The sequence below is a fragment of the Marinicauda pacifica genome, from assembly GCF_004793635.1.
GTDB classification, from domain to species: domain Bacteria; phylum Pseudomonadota; class Alphaproteobacteria; order Caulobacterales; family Maricaulaceae; genus Marinicauda; species Marinicauda pacifica.
Window position 1 is genome coordinate 1 of sequence record NZ_SRXV01000068.1, and the last position, 310, is coordinate 310.

1 pseudogene is annotated in these 310 nt (G+C 62.3%); it reads left to right on the plus strand.

Features of this window, described 5'->3' with window-relative positions:
- Window positions 1–310 (plus strand): annotated as a pseudogene (locus tag E5162_RS14420) (DNA-directed RNA polymerase subunit beta'); the annotation flags it as partial.

The window sequence follows — 310 nt, forward strand, 5'->3', positions numbered from 1 at the left end:
GACGGCAACCCGGCGCCGCACGACATCCTGCGCATTCTGGGTGTCGAGCCGCTGGCCAGCTACCTGATCAACGAGATCCAGGAGGGCTATCGACTGCAGGGCGTGCCGATCAACGACAAGCATATCGAAGTGATCGTGCGTCAGATGCTGCAGAAGATGGAAGTCGGCGATCCCGGCGACACGCACTTCCTGGCCGGCGAGCACGTCGACAAGGTCGAGTTCCTCGAGACCAACGAGAAACTGGTAAACGAGAAGAAGAAGCCGGCGACCGGCGAGCCGGTCCTGCTCGGGATCACCAAGGCGAGCCTGC